At 39.9% G+C, this 21,836-nt stretch carries 16 protein-coding genes, 1 tRNA gene and 1 other RNA gene; 13 read left to right on the top strand and 5 right to left on the bottom strand.

Annotated elements, in window-relative coordinates:
* Window positions 1–55: 55 nt before the first annotated feature.
* Complete coding sequence (sufB, locus tag AC6I9F_RS06525; RefSeq protein ID WP_000797047.1) at window positions 56–1,468, top strand: Fe-S cluster assembly protein SufB; 1,413 nt, start codon at window positions 56–58, stop codon at window positions 1,466–1,468.
* Here sufB and AC6I9F_RS06520 read toward each other — a convergent pair.
* Together AC6I9F_RS06520 and pbp3 are read right to left on the bottom strand one after the other, a co-directional pair.
* Window positions 1,441–1,584, bottom strand: coding sequence for a hypothetical protein (locus tag AC6I9F_RS06520; RefSeq protein WP_498021211.1), 144 nt, complete (start codon window positions 1,582–1,584; stop codon window positions 1,441–1,443). The genes sufB and AC6I9F_RS06520 overlap by 28 nt on opposite strands.
* A gap of 80 nt (window positions 1,585–1,664) precedes the next feature.
* Entirely contained in the window at window positions 1,665–2,906 is a 1,242-nt protein-coding gene (gene pbp3 / locus AC6I9F_RS06515; RefSeq protein WP_498021209.1) for a D-alanyl-D-alanine carboxypeptidase PBP3, read from the bottom strand.
* A gap of 102 nt (window positions 2,907–3,008) precedes the next feature.
* Here pbp3 and cozE point away from each other — a divergent pair, with 102 nt between their 5' ends.
* The 3 genes from cozE (at window position 3,009) to AC6I9F_RS06500 (ending at window position 6,669) form a co-directional block, all read left to right on the top strand.
* The gene (gene cozE, locus AC6I9F_RS06510; RefSeq protein WP_050079225.1) at window positions 3,009–4,118 is read left to right on the top strand and encodes a cell elongation protein CozE; all 1,110 of its coding nucleotides are present in this window, start codon (window positions 3,009–3,011) and stop codon (window positions 4,116–4,118) included.
* A 541-nt stretch (window positions 4,119–4,659) separates the two neighbouring features.
* Window positions 4,660–5,007, top strand: a transfer-messenger RNA (tmRNA) gene (ssrA, locus tag AC6I9F_RS06505).
* Between the two features lie 327 nt (window positions 5,008–5,334).
* Window positions 5,335–6,669, top strand: coding sequence for an Nramp family divalent metal transporter (locus AC6I9F_RS06500; protein ID WP_000094601.1), 1,335 nt, complete (start codon window positions 5,335–5,337; stop codon window positions 6,667–6,669).
* A gap of 78 nt (window positions 6,670–6,747) precedes the next feature.
* Here the strand turns inward: AC6I9F_RS06500 and AC6I9F_RS06495 are convergent.
* A tRNA-Ser gene (locus tag AC6I9F_RS06495) sits at window positions 6,748–6,835 on the bottom strand.
* A gap of 161 nt (window positions 6,836–6,996) precedes the next feature.
* Here AC6I9F_RS06495 and AC6I9F_RS06490 point away from each other — a divergent pair.
* Genes AC6I9F_RS06490 through AC6I9F_RS06480 form a run of 3 tightly spaced genes read left to right on the top strand, consistent with a single transcriptional unit; the run spans window position 6,997 to window position 10,599 of the window.
* Window positions 6,997–7,737: a DeoR/GlpR family DNA-binding transcription regulator gene (locus AC6I9F_RS06490; RefSeq protein ID WP_000920651.1), complete on the top strand. Its 741-nt coding sequence runs from the start codon at window positions 6,997–6,999 to the stop codon at window positions 7,735–7,737.
* On the top strand, window positions 7,734–8,699 hold the full coding sequence (gene pfkB, locus AC6I9F_RS06485) for a 1-phosphofructokinase (protein ID WP_079252826.1): 966 nt from the start codon (window positions 7,734–7,736) through the stop codon (window positions 8,697–8,699). Before AC6I9F_RS06490 ends, pfkB begins: the two co-directional genes overlap by 4 nt.
* Window positions 8,641–10,599 (top strand): fructose-specific PTS transporter subunit EIIC, encoded by a 1,959-nt coding sequence (locus AC6I9F_RS06480; RefSeq protein WP_498021205.1) that lies wholly within the window; start codon window positions 8,641–8,643, stop codon window positions 10,597–10,599. Before pfkB ends, AC6I9F_RS06480 begins: the two co-directional genes overlap by 59 nt.
* Window positions 10,600–10,691: 92 nt before the next feature.
* On the opposite strand, the gene AC6I9F_RS06475 is transcribed toward AC6I9F_RS06480, so the two are convergent.
* The gene (locus tag AC6I9F_RS06475; RefSeq protein ID WP_498021203.1) at window positions 10,692–13,013 is read right to left on the bottom strand and encodes a hypothetical protein; all 2,322 of its coding nucleotides are present in this window, start codon (window positions 13,011–13,013) and stop codon (window positions 10,692–10,694) included.
* Window positions 13,014–13,574: 561 nt separating this feature from the next.
* Here AC6I9F_RS06475 and AC6I9F_RS06470 point away from each other — a divergent pair.
* Window positions 13,575–15,878 carry a DNA translocase FtsK gene (locus tag AC6I9F_RS06470; protein ID WP_498021201.1) on the top strand — a complete coding sequence of 768 codons (2,304 nt, stop codon included), beginning with the start codon at window positions 13,575–13,577 and terminating at the stop codon, window positions 15,876–15,878.
* 42 nt (window positions 15,879–15,920) lie between these two features.
* On the opposite strand, the gene AC6I9F_RS06465 is transcribed toward AC6I9F_RS06470, so the two are convergent.
* Complete coding sequence (locus AC6I9F_RS06465) at window positions 15,921–16,349, bottom strand: DUF6556 family protein (RefSeq protein WP_173217551.1); 429 nt, start codon at window positions 16,347–16,349, stop codon at window positions 15,921–15,923.
* Between the two features lie 138 nt (window positions 16,350–16,487).
* On the opposite strand from AC6I9F_RS06465, the gene AC6I9F_RS06460 reads away from it, so the two are divergent.
* The 5 genes from AC6I9F_RS06460 (at window position 16,488) to AC6I9F_RS06440 (ending at window position 21,754) form a co-directional block, all read left to right on the top strand.
* Window positions 16,488–17,630: a cysteine desulfurase family protein gene (locus tag AC6I9F_RS06460; protein ID WP_173217549.1), complete on the top strand. Its 1,143-nt coding sequence runs from the start codon at window positions 16,488–16,490 to the stop codon at window positions 17,628–17,630.
* 8 nt (window positions 17,631–17,638) lie between these two features.
* Entirely contained in the window at window positions 17,639–18,853 is a 1,215-nt protein-coding gene (gene thiI / locus AC6I9F_RS06455; protein WP_173217547.1) for a tRNA uracil 4-sulfurtransferase ThiI, read from the top strand.
* A gap of 135 nt (window positions 18,854–18,988) precedes the next feature.
* Window positions 18,989–19,813, top strand: a complete 825-nt coding sequence (locus AC6I9F_RS06450; protein ID WP_031233572.1) for an alpha/beta hydrolase — start codon at window positions 18,989–18,991, stop codon at window positions 19,811–19,813.
* Window positions 19,814–19,834: 21 nt separating this feature from the next.
* Window positions 19,835–20,575: an esterase family protein gene (locus tag AC6I9F_RS06445; protein WP_153219659.1), complete on the top strand. Its 741-nt coding sequence runs from the start codon at window positions 19,835–19,837 to the stop codon at window positions 20,573–20,575.
* A 12-nt stretch (window positions 20,576–20,587) separates the two neighbouring features.
* Entirely contained in the window at window positions 20,588–21,754 is a 1,167-nt protein-coding gene (locus AC6I9F_RS06440) for an ATP-grasp domain-containing protein (protein ID WP_173217545.1), read from the top strand.
* The last annotated feature ends 82 nt before the right edge of the window (window positions 21,755–21,836 follow it).

Genomic DNA, 21,836 nt, shown 5'->3' with positions numbered 1-21,836 from the left:
CAAGTTTCTTTTGTCTTATGAATCAGTAGAAATGAAGAATGAAAGAAAGGATATTATGGCTGAAGAAAGAGTAGAACCAAAACCAATTGATCTTGGTGAATATAAATTTGGTTTCCATGATGATGTAGAGCCTGTCCTATCGACAGGAAAAGGATTGAATGAAGATGTCATTCGTGAACTATCAGCTGCCAAGGGAGAACCTGAGTGGATGTTAGAATTCCGTTTGAAGTCTTATGAAACCTTCAAAAAAATGCCCATGCAAACTTGGGGAGCAGATTTGTCAGAGATTGATTTTGATGACTTGATCTACTACCAAAAACCATCTGATAAACCAGCTCGTTCTTGGGATGATGTGCCTGAAAAAATCAAGGAAACATTTGAACGTATCGGAATTCCAGAAGCTGAGCGTGCTTATCTAGCTGGTGCCTCTGCCCAGTACGAGTCAGAAGTAGTTTACCACAACATGAAGGAAGAATTTGAGAAGTTAGGTATCATCTTTACAGATACAGATTCTGCCCTCAAGGAATACCCAGACTTGTTTAAACAATACTTCGCTAAGTTGGTACCGCCGACAGATAACAAGTTGGCTGCCCTTAACTCAGCAGTATGGTCAGGTGGAACCTTTATCTACGTACCAAAAGGGGTCAAAGTGGATATTCCACTTCAAACCTACTTCCGTATCAACAACGAGAATACTGGTCAGTTTGAACGTACTTTGATTATCGTTGATGAGGGAGCAAGTGTCCACTACGTAGAGGGCTGTACAGCACCAACTTATTCAAGTAACAGCTTGCATGCGGCCATCGTAGAAATCTTTGCCTTGGATGGAGCTTATATGCGTTATACAACCATCCAAAACTGGTCTGATAACGTCTATAACTTGGTTACAAAACGCGCTAAGGCTCAAAAAGATGCTACTGTTGAGTGGATTGATGGAAACTTGGGTGCCAAGACAACTATGAAATACCCATCTGTTTACCTTGATGGAGAAGGTGCGCGTGGTACCATGCTTTCTATTGCCTTTGCTAATGCAGGGCAACACCAAGATACGGGAGCTAAGATGATCCACAACGCTCCACATACAAGCTCGTCTATCGTGTCTAAATCCATCGCTAAAGGTGGAGGTAAGGTTGACTACCGTGGACAAGTAACCTTTAACAAGAACTCTAAGAAATCTGTTTCTCACATCGAGTGTGATACCATTATCATGGATGACTTGTCAGCATCAGATACTATTCCATTTAATGAAATTCATAACTCGCAAGTCGCTTTGGAACATGAAGCTAAGGTTTCTAAGATTTCAGAAGAGCAACTCTATTACCTCATGAGCCGTGGATTGTCAGAATCAGAAGCGACAGAAATGATTGTCATGGGATTTGTGGAGCCCTTCACAAAAGAACTTCCAATGGAGTATGCTGTTGAGCTGAACCGCTTGATTAGCTATGAAATGGAAGGATCAGTCGGGTAAAATTTGTTTTTATACTCTTCGAAAATCTCTCCAAACACGTCAGCTTTATCTACAACCTCAAAGCGGTGCTTTGAGCAACCTGCGGCTAGCTTCCTAGTTTGCTCTTTGATTTTCATTGAGTATTAGATTTATTCAAAATCAAAGATTTTGCAGATGAACTTGTAACAAAAAAATCGCGGTTTAAATCGCGATTTTTTTATAATTTCTCATTAACAAATCGGATAAACTGATTCCACCAAACTTTTAAGAAGAAGGCTTTTTCAATTTTCTTTTCTGCAACCATTTCGAAACTAGGGCGCTCTGTGGTGATGTAACCTTGACCAATCAAGTCCTTGTCTTCATAAGTCAGATGGCCAACCACTGTTCCGGCTTCAAGTGGTGCTGGGATTGCTTTAGAATCGGGAGTGAATTGAACAGATTGGGAAGATTGATTTCCAACACGTTCAATTAGATAGATATCCTCTGGGGCCACTGCAGTGACCGTATCTTCTTTTCCATCTTGTACAGGGGCTTTGCTATCTTGATAGGCATCGCCTTTCTGAACGATTTTGCGAAGTGTAAATGTAGAAGAAATATAATCCATTAGGGACGATGTAGCTGTAAACCGAGCGTAGGGATTATTGTCTTGATGGTCTGCATTTAAAACAACTGTGATAACCCTCATCCCTTTTTCGACAGTAGTACCAACAAAAGATTCTCCAGCTTTGTCTGTTGTTCCTGTTTTTAGCCCATCAAAACCACCACGGTAAGCAGGCATACCTTCTAACATGTAGTTGGTTGAAGTAATTGTCATTCCAGCAAAAGTAGAAGAAGGTTTTTTGGTGATTTCCAAGACTTGTGGGTATTTTTTGATGAGGTTGCGGGCAACGATGGCAACATCATAAGCACTGAGCTTATTTTCATCATCTTTATTAGAACCTGGGTAAATGTTATCTCCTAGAGTCTCGTTGTTAAGACCAGTTGTATTGACAACCGTGGCATCTTTGATTCCCCATTCCAAGAGTTTTGCCCTCATCCTATCGACGAAATCTTTTTCTGAGCCAGCAATTTTCTCAGCTAGGGCAATAGCGGCGCTGTTGGCACTAGATACCAGAGTTGCTTCAAGTAACTCTTCGACAGTATAATTACGGGCCTCCATAGGAACATTACTGGCTTCAGAATTTGTCGTCAATTGATAAGGATAATCAGAAATATCTACTGGGGTGGATAGTGTGATACTTCCATTTTCCAGAGCTTCATAGACTAGATAAACAGTAATCAATTTTGTTATGGAAGCAATTTCGACAGGTTGCGTTGCATCCTTCTCATAGAGAATTTTACCAGTATTTGCCTCAACAGCAATGGCATGTTTAGCGGCAACGGTAAAATCTTGAGCAGCAACAGTAGAAGCACCTCCTAAAAGGGAGACAGTTAATAAAGTTAAAAATATTTTTTTCATAGTAGTCTTATTCTATCATAAAGAAAAAAAATATTCTTGCTTTAATAATTCATCCGTTAAGCTTTTTGAAAATATGGTAAAATAGAGTGAGGGAGGTAACTCATGTTTCGTAGAAATAAATTATTTTTTTGGACCACAGAAATTTTACTCTTAACCATCATCTTTTACCTATGGAGACAGATGGGGTCTTTGATTAACCCTTTTGTTAGTGTGCTTAATACAATTATGATTCCATTTTTATTAGGGGGCTTTCTTTATTATTTGACAAACCCTATTGTTACTTTCTTAAATAAAGTCTGTAAACTCAATCGTTTACTTGGTATTTTAATTACCTTGTGTGCTTTGGTCTGGGGAATGGTCATAGGTGTTGTCTATCTCTTACCTATTTTGATTAATCAGTTATCTAGTTTGATTATATCTAGTCAAACTATTTATAGTCGAGTACAAGACTTAATCATAGACTTATCTAATTATCCTGCGCTCCAGAATTTGGATGTAGAAGCTACAATTCAGCAACTAAACTTATCCTATGTTGATATTCTTCAAAATATCCTAAATAGCGTATCAAATAGTGTGGGGAGCGTCTTGTCAGCTCTTATCAGTACTGTTTTGATTTTGATTATGACTCCAGTTTTTTTGGTTTATTTCTTACTAGATGGACATAAATTCTTGCCCATGCTTGAAAGAACAATTCTAAAGAGGGATCGCTTGCATATTGCAGGCTTATTAAAGAATTTAAATGCGACGATTGCTCGCTATATTAGTGGAGTTTCGATTGACGCAATCATTATAGGTTGTTTGGCTTATATTGGCTATAGTATTATTGGTTTAAAATATGCTTTAGTTTTCGCTATTTTTTCTGGTGTAGCCAATTTAATTCCTTATGTGGGGCCAAGTATTGGTTTGATTCCTATGATCATCGCAAATATATTCACTGATCCCCATAGAATGCTGATTGCAGTGATTTATATGCTTGTTGTTCAGCAGGTAGATGGCAATATCTTATATCCTCGAATCGTAGGAAGTGTTATGAAGGTTCATCCAATCACGATTTTGGTTTTACTTTTGTTGTCAAGCAATATCTATGGTGTAGTTGGAATGATTGTCGCAGTGCCAACCTATTCTATCTTAAAAGAAATTTCTAAGTTCTTATCCCGTTTGTATGAAAATCATAAAATCATGAAAGAACGAGAAAGAGAATTAGCTAAGTAAAAGTCAGGAGAACCCTGATTTTTCTTTACTGGAAGTGGCCTTTAGATTAGAAGATTGAAAATAAGTTAAAGTCCTAAACTAATTTTCACAGCTAAAAATAGTAGAAGTTAATCTGATAAAAATCGAAAAAACCAGTGGAATTCCGTGTCAGGGTAAGTTCCACTGGTTTTCATAGTCTATTAAAGTTCGAATGAAACTTATTTATTTTAGCACAGCAAATGAAACGTAGTTCGAATAATATAAGGATTGATTTTATAGTTTTTAAACTCAAATGAATTGAAACAAAGAGAGTAGGAAACTTCTCATCTGAAAGTATTTTAGAATAATTCTCTTCGTGAATTTCTTAAAAACAGATAGCTTCATCTTAGGTATGTGTTAATTGGATTTCGTAAGCTCTATTCACAATCGTAAAGTTATGCACTGAGAAAGTTGTAGTTAGTCTCCCAGTTTGCTAAATTTCTCGAATAGTATCTTTTTTAGGTACGTGATTTCCTTTTTGCATTTTTGTGTTAGATAAGGTATAATGGTTTTATTGTCTTTTGGGGTCGTTACGGATTCGACAGGCATTATGAGGCATATTTTGCGACTCGTGTGGCGACGTAAACGCTCAGTTAAATATAACTGCAAAAAATAACACTTCTTACGCTCTAGCTGCCTAAAAACCAGCAGGCGTGACCCGATTTGGATTGCTCGTGTTCAATGACAGGTCTTATTATTAGCGAGATACGATCAAGTCTTGTCTAGCGGCTTGATAAGAGATTGATAGACTCGCGGTTTCTAGGCTTGAGTTATGTGTCGAGGGACTGTTAAACGAATACATAACCTATGGTTGTAGACAAATATGTTAGCAGATGTTTGGACGTGGGTTCGACTCCCACCGGCTCCATTGATAATTTACATTGTTTTGTAAATCTTTCTAAAACGTTGTTTTTACAACGTTTTTTATTTTATTCTTTGGTATTCTTTTGCAAAAAAAGAATACAACATTTTGTTGTATCCTAAATATTAAATCAAGTCCTGAATTTTCTTAAGTTTTTATCATATTTTCTGTTATAATTAAGGTGCCTTAAGAAAAATATTAAGGTGCCTTAAGAAAAATAATGAAAAAACTAAATGTTTTTCATATAGTTTTCATTGTTTTAATAGTTTAAAGTCAATCTTATTTTTCTCTAATAGAAAATAATGAAAAAGTAGGTTTAGAAAGAGGTAAGTATCTATGTCTTCTCATAAAAAAGTGTCACTCTCTGAGATTAATCAATCTATCGATACTCCAAATAACAATCATTTCTGGCAAAATTTAAATGCCTTTTTAGGTCCGGGTGCTCTTGTCGCAGTTGGTTATATGGATCCAGGAAACTGGATTACCAGTGTAGTCGGTGGTGCTTCCTATAAGTATAGTCTCTTGTTTGTTATCTTGATTTCATCTCTCATTGCCATGCAACTTCAGCAGATGGCAGGAAAGCTTGGTATTGTAACCCAGATGGACCTGGCTCAAGCAACGGCTCATCATTCACCTAAATGGCTTCGTTATAGTCTATGGGTGATTTTAGAATTAGCCTTGATGGCGACAGATCTGGCAGAAGTTCTAGGTTCAGCGATTGCTCTCAATCTTCTCTTTAAGATTCCGATTATGATAGCAATTCTCTTGACCGTGTTGGATGTTTTTCTCTTATTGCTTCTGATGAAATTTGGCTTTAAGAAGATTGAAGCTATTGTGACAACACTGATTTTAACCATTCTAGCAATTTTTACCTATCTGGTAGCTTTGTCACATCCAAGCTTCCAAGGAATCGTTGAGGGTTATCTACCGAATGCAACCTTATTTGAAAGTCCCTTGCCAGGGCATGAAAGTCAATTAACCTTGGCACTAGGGATCGTGGGAGCAACGGTTATGCCCCATAACCTCTATTTGCATTCTTCCTTGTCACAAACTCGGAAAATCAATCACAAGGACAAGAATGATGTTCGAAAAGCCGTGCGCTTTATGACCTGGGATTCAAATCTCCAATTATCCTTGGCCTTTGTGGTTAACTCCCTTCTATTAATTCTCGGGGCGGCTCTCTTTTTCGGCCATGCATCTGAGATTTCTGCCTTCTCTCAAATGTATAATGCCTTGCAGGATTCTACTATTGCAGGAGCTATAGCTAGCTCGACCTTATCAACCTTGTTTGCCTTGGCTTTATTAGCCAGTGGTCAAAATTCGACAATTACGGGTACCTTGACTGGACAAATCGTTATGGAAGGTTTCTTGCATATGAGATTACCTCAATGGTTCATTCGTTTGGCAACTCGTCTCTTTGCCTTGTTGCCTGTCATGATTGTAGCGGTTCTGTTTGGTCATCAGGAAAAAACATTGGATCAGTTATTGGTTTATTCACAAGTCTTTCTTTCGATTGCTCTTCCATTTTCAATCTTCCCACTGATTTATCTAACTTCTAAGAAATCACTGATGGGAGAATTTACCAATGCCAAATGGAATACCATCCTTGGCTATATCGTTTCCATTATCTTAACAATTCTCAATGTGAAATTGTTATTTGATATTTTCTAAGAAATTCACCCGAGTTATAAAACAAGCATATAAGAAAAAAGATACCCAAGATTTCTTGGGTATCTTTTTTAAAATAAACGGAAGACATGGGATTCGAACCCACGCACGCTGTTACACGCCTACCGCGTTTCCAACACGGCCTCTTAAGCCTCTTGAGTAATCTTCCAATACTTACTCAAATAGTCTACCATAAAGGCCCCTATCTTGCAATAAAAATTCTAGAAATAAGAAAAATGATAGATTTTGAAAGAAAATGATAAAAAATGCTTGACTTCGAAAGAAAGTGTGATAGAATGAATAGTGTAAACGATAACAGGAGGTGATTCAGTGTTAAAAACAGAGCGGAAACAACTGATTTTAGAGGAGTTAAATCAACATCATGTAGTTTCTCTAGAAAAATTAGTTAGTTTGCTAGAGACCTCAGAATCAACGGTTCGAAGAGACTTGGATGAGTTGGAAGCGGAAAACAAGCTTCGTCGCGTGCATGGTGGAGCAGAATTGCCCCATTCCTTGCAGGAAGAAGAAACCATTCAAGAAAAATCTGTCAAAAACCTTCAAGAAAAGAAGTTGCTGGCTCAGAAAGCAGCCTCTCTCATTAAGGAACAAGATGTCATCTTTATCGATGCTGGAACAACAACTGCTTTTTTGATCCATGAATTGGTCAATAAGAATATTACTGTTGTGACAAATTCGATTCATCATGCCGCACAGTTGGTTGAAAAGCAGATTCCAACTGTCATGGTTGGAGGAAGTGTCAAGATGGCAACAGATGCTAGCATCGGGGGCGTTGCTCTTAACCAAATTAACCAATTGCACTTTGACCGTGCCTTTATCGGGATGAATGGTGTGGACGATGGCTATTATACGACTCCTGATATGGAGGAGGGAGCTGTGAAGCGAGCTATTTTGGAGAATGCCAAACAGACCTATGTCTTGGTGGATTCATCAAAAATTGGACAAACTTGCTTTGCTAAGGTAGCACCACTCAAACGAGCTATTGTTATCACAAGTCAAGGGCATGAGCTCTTGCAGGCTATTAAGGAGAAAACGGAGGTAATAGAAGTATGATTTATACAGTCACACTCAATCCATCCATTGACTATATCGTTCGTTTGGACCAAGTTCAAGTCGGTAGTGTCAATCGTATGGACAGTGATGATAAGTTTGCTGGTGGGAAAGGAATCAATGTCAGTCGTGTCTTGAAACGCTTGGGTATTCCAAATACAGCGACGGGATTTATCGGAGGTTTTACTGGTAAATTTATCACAGATACTTTGGCAGAGGAAAAAATTGAAACACGCTTTGTCCAATTGGCAGAAGATACGCGTATCAATGTCAAGATTAAAGCAGACCAAGAAACAGAAATCAACGGAACCGGTCCAAATGTTGACGCAGCTCAGCTAGAAGAATTGAAAGCTATTTTATCTAGTCTGACAGCAGAAGACACGGTTGTGTTTGCTGGTTCAAGTGCTAAAAATCTAGGCAATGTCATCTATAAGGATTTGATTTCCTTGACGCGCCAGACTGGTGCGCAAGTGGTCTGTGACTTTGAAGGACAGACCTTAATTGATAGTTTGGACTACCAACCTCTTCTTGTAAAACCAAACAATCATGAACTTGGAGCGATTTTTGGGGTTAAACTCGAAAGTTTAGATGAAATTGAGAAATACGCTCGTGAGTTACTGGCTAAAGGTGCTCAAAATGTTATTATCTCTATGGCTGGGGACGGTGCCCTTCTTGTCACATCTGAGGGAGCTTACTTCGCTAAACCAATCAAGGGAACAGTCAAAAATTCAGTCGGAGCTGGTGATTCTATGGTTGCTGGATTTACAGGTGAATTTGTCAAATCAAAAGACGCAGTAGAATCCTTCAAATGGGGAGTGGCTTGCGGAACAGCAACTACTTTCTCGGATGACTTGGCAACGGCAGAATTTATTAAAGAAACATATGAAAAAGTTGAGGTAGAAAACGATGAAAATTCAAGACTTATTGAGAAAAGATGTCATGTTGCTGGATTTGCAGGCAACTGAAAAAACAGCTGTCATCGACGAGATGATTAAAAATTTGACAGACCACGGTTATGTAACAGATTTTGAAACTTTTAAAGAAGGCATTTTGGCGCGTGAAGCCTTGACTTCTACTGGTTTGGGTGACGGTATCGCAATGCCTCACAGCAAAAACGCTGCTGTCAAAGAAGCGACAGTTCTATTTGCTAAGTCAAATAAGGGTGTTGATTATGAGAGCTTGGATGGACAAGCAACTGACCTCTTCTTCATGATTGCGGCTCCAGAAGGTGCCAATGATACTCACTTAGCAGCCTTGGCAGAATTGTCTCAATACTTGATGAAAGACGGTTTTGCTGACAAACTTCGTCAAGCAACATCAGCTGACCAAGTTATCGAACTTTTTAACCAAGCTTCAGAAAAAGCTGAGGAGCCAGTTCAAGCACCTACCAATGACTCTGGTGACTTTATCGTTGCTGTTACAGCTTGTACAACAGGTATCGCCCACACTTATATGGCCCAAGAAGCTCTTCAAAAAGTGGCTGCTGAAATGGGTGTTGGAATTAAGGTCGAAACCAACGGTGCTAGCGGTGTTGGTAACCAACTAACTGCGGAAGACATTCGTAAGGCTAAAGCTGTTATCATCGCGGCAGACAAGGCAGTTGAAATGGATCGTTTCGATGGCAAACCATTGATCAATCGTCCAGTTGCTGACGGTATCCGTAAAACAGAAGAGTTAATTAACTTGGCTCTTTCAGGAGATGCTGAAGTTTATCGTGCTGCTAATGGAACAAAAGCTACAACAGCCTCTAACGAAAAACAAAGTCTTGGTGGTGCCTTCTACAAACACTTGATGAGTGGTGTATCGCAAATGTTGCCATTTGTTATTGGCGGTGGTATCATGATTGCCCTTGCCTTCTTGATTGACGGTGCTTTGGGTGTTCCAAATGAAAATCTTGGTAATCTTGGTTCCTACCATGAGCTAGCTTCTATGTTCATGAAAATTGGTGGAGCTGCCTTTGGTTTGATGCTTCCAGTCTTTGCAGGTTATGTTGCCTACTCTATCGCTGAAAAACCAGGTTTGGTAGCAGGTTTCGTGGCTGGTGCTATTGCCAAAGAAGGTTTTGCCTTTGGTAAAATTCCTTATGCCGCAGGTGGTGAAGCAACTTCAACTCTTGCAGGTGTCTCATCTGGTTTCCTAGGTGCCCTTGTTGGTGGATTTATCGCAGGTGCTTTAGTTCTTGCTATCAAGAAATACGTTAAAGTTCCTCGTTCACTTGAAGGTGCAAAATCAATCCTTCTTTTGCCACTTCTTGGAACAATCTTGACTGGATTTGTCATGCTAGCTGTTAATATCCCAATGGCAGCAATCAACACTGCTATGAATGACTTCCTAGGTGGTCTTGGAGGAGGTTCAGCTGTCCTTCTTGGTATCGTCCTTGGTGGAATGATGGCTGTTGACATGGGTGGACCAGTTAACAAAGCGGCTTATGTCTTTGGTACAGGTACGCTTGCAGCGTCTGTTTCTTCAGGTGGTTCTGTAGCCATGGCAGCAGTTATGGCTGGAGGAATGGTGCCACCACTTGCAATCTTTGTCGCAACTCTTCTTTTCAAAGATAAATTTACTAAGGAAGAACGCAACTCAGGTTTGACAAACATCATCATGGGCTTGTCATTTATCACTGAGGGAGCAATTCCATTTGGTGCCGCTGACCCAGCTCGTGCGATCCCAAGTTTCATCCTTGGTTCAGCAGTAGCAGGTGGACTCGTTGGTCTTACTGGTATCAAACTTATGGCGCCACACGGAGGAATCTTCGTGATTGCCCTTACTTCAAATGCTCTTCTTTACCTCGTTTCTGTATTGGTAGGAGCAATCGTAAGTGGTGTGGTTTATGGTTACCTACGCAAACCCCAAGCAGTGAAATAAAAGGGAACTATATACCAGTTTAAACTAACCACAAACTGTAGTATTTCAACAATATCGAAAAAGACGATTTCCGTTTGGAAATCGTCTTCTCACTATTTCAATAGTTCATACTCAAATACTTTACTTTCAAGTTCATTTTCGTAGTATTCAGCTAACCTTGTTTTAAGTTCTTTTAGTTTAGTGTTAACTTTTTCATTGTTGAATATCTTTTTATCATTACCATCTTTGTATGATGTATTTATGTCCAATTCAATTTGATAAGTACCATAATTGTATTTTGGATTATATTCTTGAGTATTTTTAGCTAGTTCAAGTAATTCATCGAAGACACCTAGCAACATTAAGTCAGTTCTATCAAGTTTTCCATATTTTTCTTGTTCGACCAATTCTTTACGAACTAGAGAGTTCTTATCTAGGCACATTTCGTTACTATAAAACTTTCCATCAGAACCATCAAAGCTCAAACAATGATTTTTTTGAGAGATACAAGTCCATAATGTAGCTTTTCTAAGAAAATCTGTATCCTCTGTATACAAATCCCCTTTATCAGCAGTTGTATAGTAAATATCCCTTTCATACCAGTTTTTTTGAGGGTATTGCTTGGCAACAAATAAAGCAGTTTGCTCTGCGTAATTATTCGTTCTAACTTGACTACCTCGTCCATGATAAATAGCAATTCTAGTCATTCTTATGTCCTGCGGAGTAGTACCAAAACCACTGGCTTCTATAACCGCTAAAATATTGTCATTATAAACAGGTTTTCCATAGCTTTTTAATGGCACTTCTTTACCATCGTAGCCAGTAGCAATTTTAGATAACACATCTGTTTTTAACTTTTTAGAATAGTATTCTCCTAGCGTTTTGTATACTTTTTTTATAGTGACATGCTTCACATCTTTAAGAATAGCATCCTCAGGTACATCAATGACTGCTGCTCCTTTCCCAGTTCCCCATTTTTTATTATCTCTCCATATTTCTTTAGCAGTTACAGTAATACTTTCAGTTTCGTTATCTTGATTGTTTTTCCAAAGTGCTACCAAAACGGAACTTTCTTGTGCTTTAAAGTTCCCTCTGTTTGCTAGAAAACCATTAATAAAGATTTTTTGCATTAGACCAACTGATTTCCAATACTTAACAGGAGCAAATAAAATATAATAGTCGTTTTCATCTCTCATAAAGTATTTCTCAAAAGACCAAACGAATTGATTTAGCAAATCTTTTGCATGGTTACTATCACCAACAAATTCATCGGACATCAATTTCCTTATATAGCTAAATTTATCTATCGATTTGACATTTCCTTCTTGAGCACGGGCTAATTCGCTAGAATAAGGGGGATTTTCAAAACCAATAATCGCAACATTTTTGTCATCTATGACTTCTTGTAATGTATTATGTTTTCCATCTGTTTCCATTGGAATTGATAAAAACTCTTCTGCTAAAGCATCCCCACCTGTTACTAAGTTCCCCTTGTTTTCTTGTACCATTGAAAGTGGTGGTATGATAGCCCGTACCTTCCCAATATATTTGTTATACAAAACAAGCCATTCTTTTATTTCATAAGTATTCAAGATAACATGGCTTAACTCTTCTTCAGTTAAATAATGCTCCAATGCTCCTGTACCAGCACATCTGTCCAAAATAACATAGTCCATGCCTTTAGGAAGATTGCTAATAGCTTGACGAACAAGTTTAGTTGCTTCTTTAACATAAGGTAGTGGTGTATAAAATGCTCCTAAATCTTTTCTATTTGCGGGGTCATTTAATGCGTCCATCACGGTGTCAAAATCACTTTCGTCTCCACACCAAGGTAAGATATAGTTTTCGACTATTGAATTAGATGGTTGTTTGAGCATCTCAAACATTTGAGATTTTGTTGTTGTTTTATCGTGACGGTATATATAGTTCGCCCACCCTAAAATGTTTGGAAAATCAATTTCAAACTTTTGATACTCGTCTATTTGGAATAATTCACACAATTCACGATTTTTAGGGCTTTTTGGTTGAAGAACATCAAATTCAATTACTTTTTCAGGAGTAGTAGCATTTTTTAAAGTGGTCTGATTTACATTTTTTGATGCACTATTCGTATAATTTTGTAAAATTTCTAAACGATATTGAGTTGCATCATAAACACTAGCACGATTTTTATTAATATCAACTAAAACGATTTTGCTTGGTATAGGAATACCACCTTTTATCCTTAATTTAGACAGATAGTGGATAGCTTGAACAAGCACAGCATTAAGATCAGCAATGCTATTTTTAAATTCAAACAGAGCTCCGTTAATGATACCATCAGTATTTTCGATTAAAATATCTTTTTCATCAAAACCGAAATTTCTCCAGAAAAATAAATTGTCAGCTCTTTCATTTCCAGATTGCCAACTTCTATCAATAGCTAGAGGTGTCATTTTACACCTCCAACAATCAACTCATGGAGTTGATAAACAACAGAAAAGACTTCCTCACAAAAATGTGAAAAAGTCTGTTTTAGTGCTTGACAAAAAACACGTCCGATTACATAATCAGCGTGAGCTGTGAGCTGTGAGCTGTGAGCTGTGAGCTGTGAGCTGTGAGCTGTGAGCTGTGAGCTGTGAGCTGTGAGCTGTGAGCTGTGAGCTGTGAGCTGTGAGCTGTGAGCTGTGAGCTGTGAGCTGTGAGCTGTGAGCTGTGAGCTGTGAGCTGTGAGCTGTGAGCTGTGAGCTGTGAGCTGTGAGCTGTGATTGCGTTCATACCAATCATTCCTTTACTTTTTGATAGTTTTATTATATCAAAATTTCAAAATTTTGCATATCTTCTTTTTTTGATGAACAGTCAGCTGGATTATAAAGGCTATCAAAAAGATGTTCTGAAATTGCTTAGAGAGGGAAACTATGGATAAGAAAATTTTATTTGAATATCTTAATACTGAACTATCCAAGGAGAATATTGATCTTTTCCGAAATGTTTGTGAAATATGGTATAATAGAAGAATGGCAAACAAGAATACAAGTAAAACAAGACGGAGACCGTCTAAAGCAGAACTCGAAAGAAAAGAAGCGATTCAACGAATGTTGATTTCGTTGGGAATCGCGCTTTTATTGATTTTCGCAGCCTTCAAATTAGGGGCTGCAGGTATAACACTTTACAATTTAATTCGCTTGTTGGTGGGTAGCCTAGCTTATCTGGCAATATTCGGTATCCTGCTCTACCTCTTCTTTTTCAAGTGGATCCGAAAACAGGAAGGGCTCTTGTCAGGATTTTTCACCATATTTGCAGGTTTGCTCTTGATTTTTGAAGCCTACTTAGTTTGGAAATATGGTTTAGACAAGTCCGTTCTAAAAGGGACCATGGCTCAGGTTGTGACGGATCTGACTAGTTTTCGAACGACCAGTTTTGCTGGAGGGGGCTTGATTGGGGTCGCTCTTTATATTCCAACCGCCTTTCTCTTTTCAAATATCGGTACTTACTTTATTGGTTCTATCTTGATTTTAGTGGGTGCCCTCCTAGTCAGTCCTTGGTCTGTTTATGATATTGCTGAATTTTTCAGTAGAGGCTTTGCCAAATGGAGGGAAGGACATGAGCTTCGAAAAGAGGAACGCTTTGTCAAACAAGAAGAAAAAGCTCGCCAAAAGGCTGAGGAAGAGGCTAGATTAGAAAAAGAAAAGACCGAAAAATCCTTACTCGATATGCCTCCTGTTGATATGGAAACGGGTGAAATTCTGACTGATGATGTTGTGCTTGACGTTCCACCTGTTCCGGAAGAAGAGTGGGTGGAACCAGAAATCATCCTACCTCAACCGGAGCTTGAATTCCCTGAAAAGGAAGATGGCTCTGATGATGAAGACGTACAGGTTGATTTTTCAGCCAAAGAAGCCCTTGAATACAAACTTCCAAGCTTACAACTCTTTGCCCCAGATAAACCAAAAGACCAGTCTAAAGAGAAGAAAATTGTTCGAGAAAACATCAAAATCCTAGAAGAAACCTTTGCTAGCTTTGGTATCAAGGTAACAGTTGAACGGGCTGAAATTGGGCCATCAGTGACCAAGTATGAAGTCAAGCCAGCAGTAGGTGTAAGGGTCAACCGCATTTCCAATCTAGCAGATGACCTCGCTCTAGCCTTGGCGGCCAAGGATGTCCGAATCGAAGCACCAATTCCTGGGAAATCCCTGGTCGGAATCGAAGTACCCAACTCTGAGATTGCCACTGTGTCTTTCCGCGAACTATGGGAACAATCTCAAACGAAAGCAGAAAATCTCTTGGAAATTCCTTTAGGGAAGGCTGTTAATGGAACCGCAAGAGCTTTTGACCTTTCTAAAATGCCCCACTTGCTCGTCGCAGGTTCGACGGGTTCAGGGAAGTCAGTAGCGGTTAACGGCATTATCGCCAGCATTCTCATGAAGGCGAGACCTGACCAAGTTAAATTTATGATGGTCGACCCTAAGATGGTTGAGTTATCTGTTTACAATGATATTCCCCATCTCTTGATTCCAGTTGTGACCAATCCACGCAAAGCCAGCAAGGCCCTGCAAAAGGTTGTGGATGAGATGGAAAATCGTTATGAACTCTTTGCCAAGGTGGGGGTTCGTAACATTGCAGGCTTTAATGCCAAGGTAGAAGAGTTTAATGCCCAGTCTGAGTACAAGCAGGTTCCGCTACCGCTCATTGTCGTGATTGTGGATGAGTTGGCTGACCTTATGATGGTGGCCAGCAAGGAAGTAGAAGATGCTATTATCCGTCTTGGACAGAAGGCGCGGGCTGCAGGTATCCACATGATTCTTGCAACCCAGCGTCCATCTGTTGATGTCATCTCTGGTTTGATCAAGGCTAATGTCCCATCTCGTGTCGCATTTGCGGTTTCATCAGGGACAGACTCCCGTACGATTTTGGATGAAAATGGAGCTGAGAAACTGCTTGGTCGAGGAGATATGCTCTTTAAACCGATTGATGAAAATCATCCAGTTCGTCTCCAAGGATCCTTTATCTCGGATGATGATGTCGAGCGCATCGTAAACTTCATCAAGGCTCAGGCAGATGCGGACTACGATGATAGTTTTGATCCAGGTGAGGTTTCTGAAAATGACGGTGAATTTTCAGATGGTGAAGCTGGTGGAGATCCGCTTTTTGAAGAAGCCAAGGCTTTGGTGATAGAAACCCAGAAAGCCAGCGCCTCCATGATTCAGCGTCGTTTGTCAGTTGGATTTAACCGTGCGACTCGTCTCATGGAAGAACTGGAGATGGCAGGTGTTATCGGTCCAGCTGAAGGTACCAAACCAAGAAAAGTATTGCAACAATAAAAATGGCTTCTTTCCAAGTTTGGAGAGAAGCTATTTTAGTGATTATTGATTAGTTTTATTTTCTGAAGTTGGGGTATTGGACTGTTTTTCATTTTCAGTAGCAGGTTTACTTGGAGTAGGAGTAGAAGAATCCTGAGTTGATGCTTTCTGCTCTTCTTTTTTCTCTTCCTTGACGCTAGCTTTTGGTGTTTCCTCTTGCTGTGTTTTTTCTTGAGAAGTGTTATTTTCCTTATTGGGACTAGTGTTTTCCTGAGGGGATTCCTTTTGAATTTCTTTGACAATTGTTGTCGTCTGGCTTGTCGTAGGTTCTTTTTTAGTATTTTTGTTATTGTCCAAGGCGTTCATGATCGTGATACTTGCGGTAATTAAGCCAAGGATACTACCGATAGTAGCGACGGTTTTTTGAAAGACCGTAAAGCCTTTTTTGATGTGTTCTGTTTTTGGTTTTGAAGTTCTACGATAATTAGACATACATTCTCTCCTTTAATTAAAATTTATTATACCGCATTTCTTTAAAAAAATCTTAAAAAAAGAGGAATTGCCCTTTCTTGTCGCAAGCTCCGTTTCATGATACAATAGAGGGAGTGATTTTAGAAAGCGTAAGAAAACATGATTTACTTTGATAATTCGGCAACGACCAAGCCTTATCCTGAAGCACTTGAAACTTATATGCAGGTCGCTTCAAAAATTTTAGGAAATCCATCTAGTCTCCATCGTTTGGGAGACCAGGCAACACGAATTTTAGATGCTTCCCGGCAACAGATTGCAGATTTAATCGGTAAGAAAAGTGAGGAAATCTTCTTTACTTCTGGTGGAACAGAAGGGGATAACTGGGTCATCAAGGGAGTAGCATTTGAAAAAGCCCAGTTTGGCAAGCACATCATCGTATCAGCCGTTGAACATCCGGCAGTCAAAGAGTCAGCCCTTTGGTTGAAAAGTCAAGGATTTGAAGTGGATTTTGCTCCAGTTGATAACAAAGGATTTGTGGATGTTGAAGCGTTAGCAGATTTGATACGACCGGATACGACCCTTGTTTCCATCATGGCAGTTAACAATGAAATTGGCTCTATTCAGCCCATTGAGGCTATTTCAAAACTATTGGCAGACAAGCCGACTATTTCCTTCCACGTTGATGCGGTTCAGGCGCTTGCCAAGATTCCGACTGAAAAGTATCTGACAGAACGAGTGGATTTTGCGACTTTCTCTGGTCACAAGTTCCACGGAGTTCGTGGTGTTGGTTTTGCCTATATCAAGTCTGGCAAGAAGATTACACCTCTTTTAACAGGTGGTGGTCAGGAGAGTGACTATCGGTCGACTACTGAAAATGTAGCAGGGATAGCAGCGACAGCCAAGGCTCTCCGTTTGTCCATGGAAAAGCTAGATTTCTTTACTAGCAAGACTGGGCAGATGAAAGCTGTTATTCGCCAAGCACTTCTGGACTATCCAGATATTTTTGTCTTTTCAGATGAGGAAGACTTCGCACCTCATATTCTGACTTTTGGAATCAAGGGTGTTCGTGGTGAAGTCATCGTTCACGCCTTTGAAGACTATGATATTTTCATCTCAACGACCTCTGCTTGTTCATCCAAGGCTGGGAAACCTGCAGGAACTCTTATTGCTATGGGAGTGGATAAAGATAAGGCTCGGTCAGCTGTGCGTCTAAGCCTAGACCTTGAAAATGATATGAGTCAGGTCGAGCAGTTTTTGACCAAGTTAAAATTGATTTACAATCAAACTAGAAAAGTAAGATAGGAGCATTCATGCAGTATTCAGAAATTATGATTCGCTACGGTGAGCTGTCAACCAAGGGTAAAAACCGTATGCGTTTCATCAATAAACTTCGTAATAATATTTCAGACGTTTTGTCTATCTATCCCCAAGTTAAGGTAACAGCAGATCGCGACCGTGCCCATGCTTACCTCAATGGAGCAGATTACACGGCAGTTGCAGAATCTCTCAAACAAGTATTTGGAATTCAAAACTTTTCCCCTGTTTATAAGGTTGAAAAATCTGTAGAAGTTCTGAAGTCTGCTGTCCAAGAGATTATGCAGGACATCTACAAGGAAGGCATGACCTTTAAGATTTCTAGCAAGCGTAGCGACCACAACTTTGAGTTGGATAGTCGTGAACTCAACCAAACACTTGGAGGAGCTGTTTTTGAAGCCATTCCAAATGTGCAAGCTCAAATGAAAAGTCCTGACATCAATCTTCAGGTGGAGATCCGTGAAGAAGCTGCCTATCTTTCTTATGAAACTATTCGTGGGGCTGGTGGTTTGCCAGTTGGAACTTCAGGTAAAGGTATGCTTATGTTGTCGGGAGGGATTGACTCACCTGTAGCAGGTTATCTTGCTCTTAAGCGTGGGGTGGATATTGAGGCTGTTCACTTTGCTAGTCCACCATATACTAGTCCCGGTGCCCTCAAGAAAGCGCAGGACTTGACCCGTAAATTGACCAAGTTTGGGGGTAATATCCAGTTTATCGAAGTGCCTTTCACTGAGATTCAAGAGGAAATCAAGGCCAAGGCGCCAGAAGCCTATCTCATGACCTTGACCCGTCGTTTTATGATGCGGATTACCGATCGTATTCGTGAGGTACGAAATGGTTTGGTTATCATCAATGGGGAAAGCCTTGGTCAAGTAGCTAGCCAGACCTTGGAAAGCATGCAGGCTATTAACGCTGTGACCAACACTCCCATCATCCGTCCAGTTGTGACCATGGATAAGTTGGAAATCATCGATATTTCACAAGAAATTGATACCTTTGACATTTCAATCCAACCGTTTGAAGACTGTTGTACGATTTTTGCGCCAGATCGTCCAAAGACTAATCCTAAGATTAAGAATGCGGAGCAGTACGAAGCGCGTATGGATGTTGAAGGCTTAGTTGAGCGAGCAGTGGCTGGAATTATGATTACTGAGATTACACCGCAAGCTGAAAAAGATGAAGTTGATGACTTGATTGACAATCTGCTCTAATCAGAAAATCCAAAAGAATTTAGAAAATTAAATGAAAAAGTTAGTTTTTAATCCAAAAATGGAAGAAAAACTGACTTTTTTTCTTAAACTGTGATATAATAAGAATAAATTTTGAATATAGAGAGTTTTCTGACAATGAATCAATCCTACTTTTATCTAAAAATGAAAGAACACAAACTCAAGGTTCCTTATACAGGTAAGGAGCGCCGTGTGCGTGTTCTTCTGCCTAAAGATTATGAGAAAGACACGAATCGTTCCTATCCTGTTGTATACTTTCATGACGGGCAAAATGTTTTTTATAGCAAGGAGTCTTTCATTGGTCACTCATGGAAGATTATCCCAGCTATCAAACGAAATCCCGATATCAGTCGCATGATTGTAGTTGCTATTGACAATGATGGCATGGGGCGGATGAATGAGTATGCGGCATGGAAGTTCCAAGAATCTCCCATCCCAGGCCAGCAGTTTGGCGGTAAGGGTGTGGAGTATGCCGAGTTTGTCATGGAGGTGGTCAAGCCTTTTATCGATGAAACTTATCGTACAAAAGCAGACCGCCAGCATACAGCTATGATTGGTTCCTCACTAGGAGGCAATATTACCCAGTTTATCGGTTTAGAATACCAAGACCAAATTGGTTGCTTGGGCGTCTTTTCATCTGCCAACTGGCTCCACCAAGAAGCCTTTAACCGCTATATCGAGCGTCAGCAACTATCGCCTGACCAGCGCATCTTCATCTATGTGGGAACGGAAGAAGCGGATGATACAGACAAGACCTTGATGGCTGGTAATATCAAACAAGCCTATATTGACTCATCGCTTCGCTATTACCATGATTTAATAGCAGGGGGGGTACATCTGGATAATCTTGTGCTGAAAGTTCAGTCTGGTGCCATCCATAGTGAAATCCCTTGGTCAGAAAATCTACCAGATTGTTTGAGATTTTTTGCAGAAAAATGGTAAGTTAAGAAAGGAAAAAACGAAATGCATATTGAACATCTTAGCCATTGGAGTGGCCATCTCAACCGTGAAATGTACCTCAATCGTTATGGACATGCTGGGATTCCAGTTGTGGTCTTTGCTTCATCAGGTGGTAGTCACAACGAATACTATGATTTTGGCATGATTGATGCCTGTGCCTCTTTTATCGAGGAAGGCCGTGTCCAGTTCTTTACCCTCTCCAGTGTAGACAGTGAGAGCTGGTTGGCCACTTGGAAAAACGGTCACGACCAAGCAGAGATGCACCGTACCTACGAACGCTATGTGATTGAGGAGGCCATTCCTTTTATTAAGCACAAGACAGGCTGGTTTGATGGTATGATGACAACAGGTTGCTCCATGGGAGCCTACCATGCTGTCAATTTCTTCCTCCAGCATCCAGATGTCTTTACCAAAGTGATAGCTCTTAGTGGTGTTTACGACGCACGTTTCTTTGTCGGCGATTACTATAATGACGATGCTATTTACCAAAACTCGCCAGTAGATTATATCTGGAACCAGAACGACGGCTGGTTTATTGATCGTTATCGTCAGGCAGAGATTGTGCTGTGTACGGGTCTTGGTGCCTGGGAACAAGACGGTCTACCATCTTTCTACAAGCTCAAAGAAGCCTTTGACCAGAAACAAATTCCAGCCTGGTTTGCTGAATGGGGACATGATGTCGCCCACGACTGGGAATGGTGGCGTAAACAAATGCCTTATTTCCTCGGCAATCTCTATTTATAAAAGGAGTTATCTATGAATTACCTTGTTATTTCTCCCTACTATCCACAAAACTTTCAACAGTTTACCATTGAACTAGCCAATAAAGGCATCACCGTCTTGGGAATTGGTCAAGAGCCTTACGAGCAATTGGATGAGCCCTTGCGCAATAGCCTGACCGAGTATTTCCGTGTAGATAATCTTGAAAATATAGATGAAGTCAAACGTGCAGTTGCTTTTCTCTTTTATAAACATGGACCAATTGACCGCATTGAATCCCATAATGAATACTGGCTTGAGCTGGACGCAGCTCTCCGTGAACAATTCAATGTTTTTGGTGCTAAACCAGAGGATCTCAAAAAGACGAAATTTAAGTCTGAAATGAAGAAACTGTTCAAAAAAGCAGGTGTCCCCGTGGTACCTGGAGCTGTTATCAAGACGGAAGCAGATGTTGATCAAGCAGTGAACGAAATCGGTCTTCCAATGATTGCCAAACCTGACAATGGAGTTGGAGCAGCCGCGACCTTTAAGCTTGAAACAGAAGACGATGTCAATCACTTCAAGCAAGAATGGGACCATTCAACTATTTATTTCTTTGAGAAATTTGTCACGTCTAGTGAAATCTGTACCTTTGATGGTCTAGTGGATAAGGATGGAAAGATTGTCTTTTCAACAACCTTTGACTACGCCTATACACCGCTTGATCTCATGATTTACAAGATGGATAATTCTTATTACGTGCTCAAGGATATGGATCCTAAATTACGTAAATATGGTGAGGCAATTGTCAAAGAATTTGGTATGAAAGAACGTTTCTTCCATATTGAGTTCTTCCGTGAGGGGGACGATTACATTGCCATTGAGTACAATAACCGTCCTGCAGGTGGTTTCACCATTGATGTTTATAACTTTGCTCATTCCTTGGATCTCTATCGTGGATATGCAGCCATTGTCGCAGGAGAAGAGTTCCCAATGTCAGAGTTTGAACCTCAGTATTGTTTGGCTACTTCTCGCCGTGCAAATGCTCACTATGTTTATTCTGAGGAGGACTTGCTTGACAAATATAGTCAGCAGTTCAAGGTTAAAAAAATCATGCCAGCTGCCTTTGCGGAACTTCAAGGGGATTACCTTTATATGCTGACAACTCCGAGTCGACAAGAAATGGATCAGATGATTGCTGATTTCGGACAACGTCAAGAATAAGAACTATCGGATTAAGGAAATTCACTCCCTTAATCCTTTTGTTTTGTCTGATAAAAAGTAAGAGCATCCTAATAAGGTAGCT

It is taken from the genome of Streptococcus nakanonensis (assembly GCF_059738785.1).
The sequence above is the reverse complement of the archived record's forward strand: the minus strand, read 5'-3'. Positions and strand labels throughout refer to the sequence as shown.